Origin of the sequence: Comamonas testosteroni, from assembly GCF_000761245.1 — a bacterium.
GTDB classification, from domain to species: domain Bacteria; phylum Pseudomonadota; class Gammaproteobacteria; order Burkholderiales; family Burkholderiaceae_C; genus Comamonas; species Comamonas testosteroni_C.
Map to the genome: position 1 here is coordinate 1 of NZ_AWOR01000024.1, position 374 is coordinate 374.

The window sequence follows — 374 nt, forward strand, 5'->3', positions numbered from 1 at the left end:
CCCATGGAGCCGCTGCGCTATCAGCGCCAGTTGCTGGAGAACATCCGCCTGCTGGAGGCCATTCAGCAGGAGCTGTCCTCCTCGCGTATCGAACTGGCTTCGCTGATGGGCGTATCTCCTGCCGAGCTGAACCAGCCGCTGCGCGTGATCGAGCCAGCCGCCTCGAATGCCCAGCGTTGGCTGGAGCAGCCGGTGGACAAGCTGGAAGACCGGGCCCTGCAGCTGAACCCCGATCTGCGCGAGAGCCTCTACAACGCCCGTATCGCCAATGAAGAAACCAAGCGCGTCATGCTGCGCATGTTCCCCGGCCTTTCCTTCAACTACGGTGTCAACAAGAGCAGCGACAGCTATCTGATCAACGATCGCTGGCAGGA

At 61.8% G+C, this 374-nt stretch carries 1 protein-coding gene; it reads left to right on the forward strand.

The genetic code is table 11. The features are described from left to right. On the forward strand, positions 1-374 hold a 374-nt coding region (locus P353_RS05865; protein WP_034366641.1), incomplete at both ends, for a TolC family protein.